Source organism: Micromonospora sp. MH33 (assembly GCF_003013775.1).
In the GTDB taxonomy this organism is placed as follows: Bacteria; Actinomycetota; Actinomycetes; order Mycobacteriales; family Micromonosporaceae; genus Micromonospora; species Micromonospora fulviviridis.
On sequence record NZ_MUYZ01000488.1, the window covers coordinates 1 to 3,096 of the forward strand.

Below are 3,096 nucleotides of genomic sequence, written 5' to 3' on the forward strand. Positions count from 1 at the left end.
CAGCGGCGGCAGGGGCCGAACGGCACGGCGTAGCACTTGATCAGGTAGAACGCTGCGTAACCGAGGATGGTCAGGCTAGCTAGCGCGGCGATGGTCAGCACGGAACGCCTCCACAGGCCGGTTTGAGGGTGCGCGGGGCCGGCACCGCTAGGTGCTAGGGCGCTGGCCAGGGTTTTGATGGGTCGCTAGCGGTGCCGCTAGGTCTAGCGGTGGGTGCCGCTAGACCTAGCGGCCGATTCGGGGCTACTTGCGGCCGGGGGAACCGTTGTCGCGGTCACGCTTGGTGAGCGCGTCGGCGACGTGGGCGCGGGTGATGCCCTTGCGGTTGGCGGCCTCGTTGGTGTCGGGGTCGGTGCCCCACACCTGCCCGGTCTTCACCCCGTGCGGCTTGAGTGCCTCGCGGAGCTGATCGGCGGTGAACCCGGCGTACACGTCGGGCCGCAGCACGGCCAGGCGCTCCACGATGACGGTGGACCACAACTTCGGGTCCTCATCACCCATGACCGCGAGCACGTCCTCAAGGATCGTGTCGCGGCGCACCGCGTCGGTGCTGACGGTCTGCCCGGCAGCGTGGCCGGTGATGTTCCCGGCCCGCTCCCGCAGCACCCGCGCCCGACCGACGACGGCCTTGGCGGTCGGGCCGTCGATCTCGAACGTGCGAGTGATCACCGGGTCGTCGCCCTCACCGGCCAGGTAGCCGATGCCCTTGTCCCGCTTGGCGAACATCGTTGCCCGGATGCCGCTTTTGAACATCGACTGACCGAGCACCATGTCGTTCTCCCGGTAGCCCATGACCTTGAGGCAGAACCGCAGCACAGCGTTCGCGCTGATCCCGGTCGGGAGGCTCTTGTCGTCGGGCCGCTGGGTGGCCGGGATCAGCGTGATCCCGGTCGCCGGGCCACGCTTGATCAGGTCGGTGCAGATCTCCTCGAACTCGTCGCCGTACTTCGGGTGCTCGAACCACACCTGACACTCGTCGATACCGATCACGATCGGGTGCAGCCCGAGCGACTTCTTCGAGGCCAGGTCGTCGGTGACCTTGTTTTCCGGGCACAGGTCCGGCGGCAGCTCCCGGATCACCTTCGTGCGGCGGCGCATCTCGGTGCGGATCTCCCGCATGGCGGCGATGCCGTACTCGATGTCCTCTTCGTCGTCACCGGCCCGGTAGCGGTGCGCCACCGGCTCCAACGGCGACAGGTCACCGGTGCCCTTGAGGTCAAACGCCAGGATCCACGCACGCGGGTCCAAGCACGCCCCGAGCAGCGCCAGGCGCAGCGCGAACGTCTTACCCATACGCGGAATCGACCCAATGATCATCGAGGCGAACATCAACGTCAGGGTGACCACCCGGCCGCGCGGGTCGGTGCCGAACGCGAACGGCTTGAACAGGTTGACCGTGCCGGACTTGAGCAGCGGCCACGGGTTCTGCTTGGCGCGGGACAGGTCCTTGTCGGCGACGAACAGGGTCAGCATGCCGGGGTGGACCTCGGCGTTGACCTCCGGCCACACACAGCCCAGCGGCCGGGTGAGCGCGGCGGCCAACTCTTCGCGCTTGTCGACCACCGTGGAGGCGGTCACCCCGCGCGGCAGCTCCACCTCAGCCCGCCACCCGGTGCCGTTCTCCCGGGTGATCGGGGCGGTAAACCAGCGCTTGCCGTTGTCGCCCCGGCGGATCGCGTCGTTGATGCCCTTGATGTTCAACGCGGCCAGGGCGTGGAACACCTCGGCCGAGGTCAGCGGCGCGGCGGCGGTGCGCACCACGGCCGTGTCGAGCAGCGGCTTGTCGACCGGCGCGCCGACAACCCCGAACACCGCCACCGCCACGGCCAGGGCGGCGAGCTGCACTACGCCCGGCGCGGCCAGCAGCACCCCGGCCAGGGTGAACAGGGCCAGGACGGCGGGGATCGCGGTCAGGCCCCGCCAGCGCACCCGCCGGTCACGCTGCCGCGACAGGCCCTGATAGGTGCGGGCCTCTTCCGGCTTGTCGATCGCGGCGCGGACCACCGCCTGCCGGACCGGCTCGCCTTCCAGGTCGAACAGCCACCGCCCGTACCCCCGCAGCACCCGGCCCACCCCGACCGGGGCACGCCAGGCGAGCTTCGCGGTGTACTTCGGGGCGCGCAGTCCGTGGTAGGCCAGAGCGTGCAGCCCGAACCCACCGGCCCACGCCAGGTTCCCGGCGAACTCCGAACGGGAGCGCAGCCAACCGGGCACGATCGGCACCCGCTGCGCGTCCCGGAAACCGGCCAGGGAGAACCGCGGCGCACGCTGCGCCTCCACGCTGTCGACCAGCACCGGGCCGCCCTCCGGCGGGTCGTCGTCCATGTCGCTGCCGCCGTTGTCGTCCGGCGGGACGGGCGCCTGCCGGCGGGACCGGACGGCATCCAGGTCCACCACCTCAGCGTCCGGGCCGTCCGGGCCGTTGGGGTCGGTCAGGTCGGCCTCTGCCGCCTGCCAGTCGAATCGGTCGTCGTCTCGGGGGGAAGTCATGATGGGGGTTCCTCCAACGGTCTGTCGGATCGGCAGGGGGCCGGCGGCACGGCGCAGGTTGGGAGCCGGTAGCCGTGCCGCCGGGCGGGGTCAGGGACGCTTGCCGGGTCGGGGCGGTCGGGTGGCGATCGTGGCCACCGCGAACGCGACAGTCGCGACGCCGTGCAGGACGCGGCTTGCGGTGTCGTCGGCGGTGAACATGAGCACCACGTTGGCCAGGGTCAGGGCGTTGAAGACGTGCCAGATGCGGCGCATGGGCGAGGGTTCCTTTCGGGGTCAGGCGGCGGCGGGCAGCTCGGCCGGCGCGGCGGGGGCGGTGGTGGTGGCGCGTCGGGCGGCGGCGGTGCGGACCTCGTTCACCCGGTCGCGGCCCCACCGGTCGGACATGCCGAACTGGCGGCCGAGGGCGGCACCGGACAGCGGGGTGCCGGCGGTGACGCTGTGCCGGTACGCCTTGCGGGCGGCGGCGCGGCGGGAACGGTCGTCCAACTCCGGCGCGGCAGCCGGGGCGGGGTCGGGGCTGCTTGCCGGTTCGATCACCGGCGCGGGGGTGGTTTCCGGCACGGCCGGGCTTGCCGGTTCGATCACCTCGGCCACCGGCACGGG

2 protein-coding genes and 1 pseudogene are annotated in these 3,096 nt (G+C 71.6%); all 3 read right to left on the minus strand.

Features of this window, described 5'->3' with window-relative positions; translation table 11 throughout:
• Positions 1-243 precede the first annotated feature (243 nt).
• Positions 244-2,490 carry a cell division protein FtsK gene (locus B0E53_RS34800; RefSeq protein ID WP_107079760.1) on the minus strand — a complete coding sequence of 749 codons (2,247 nt, stop codon included), beginning with the start codon at positions 2,488-2,490 and terminating at the stop codon, positions 244-246.
• A 90-nt stretch (positions 2,491-2,580) separates the two neighbouring features.
• On the minus strand, positions 2,581-2,745 hold the full coding sequence (locus tag B0E53_RS38210; protein ID WP_168215483.1) for a hypothetical protein: 165 nt from the start codon (positions 2,743-2,745) through the stop codon (positions 2,581-2,583).
• Positions 2,746-2,766: 21 nt separating this feature from the next.
• Positions 2,767-3,096 (minus strand): annotated as a pseudogene (locus B0E53_RS34805) (hypothetical protein); the annotation flags it as partial.

What these genes read in the sequence shown, in the direction of transcription:
- B0E53_RS34800 (WP_107079760.1), bottom strand. Translation starts at nt 2,490, where the DNA reads ATGACTTCCCCCCGAGACGACGACCGATTCGACTGGCAGGCGGCAGAG.
- B0E53_RS38210 (WP_168215483.1), bottom strand. Translation starts at nt 2,745, where the DNA reads ATGCGCCGCATCTGGCACGTCTTCAACGCCCTGACCCTGGCCAACGTG.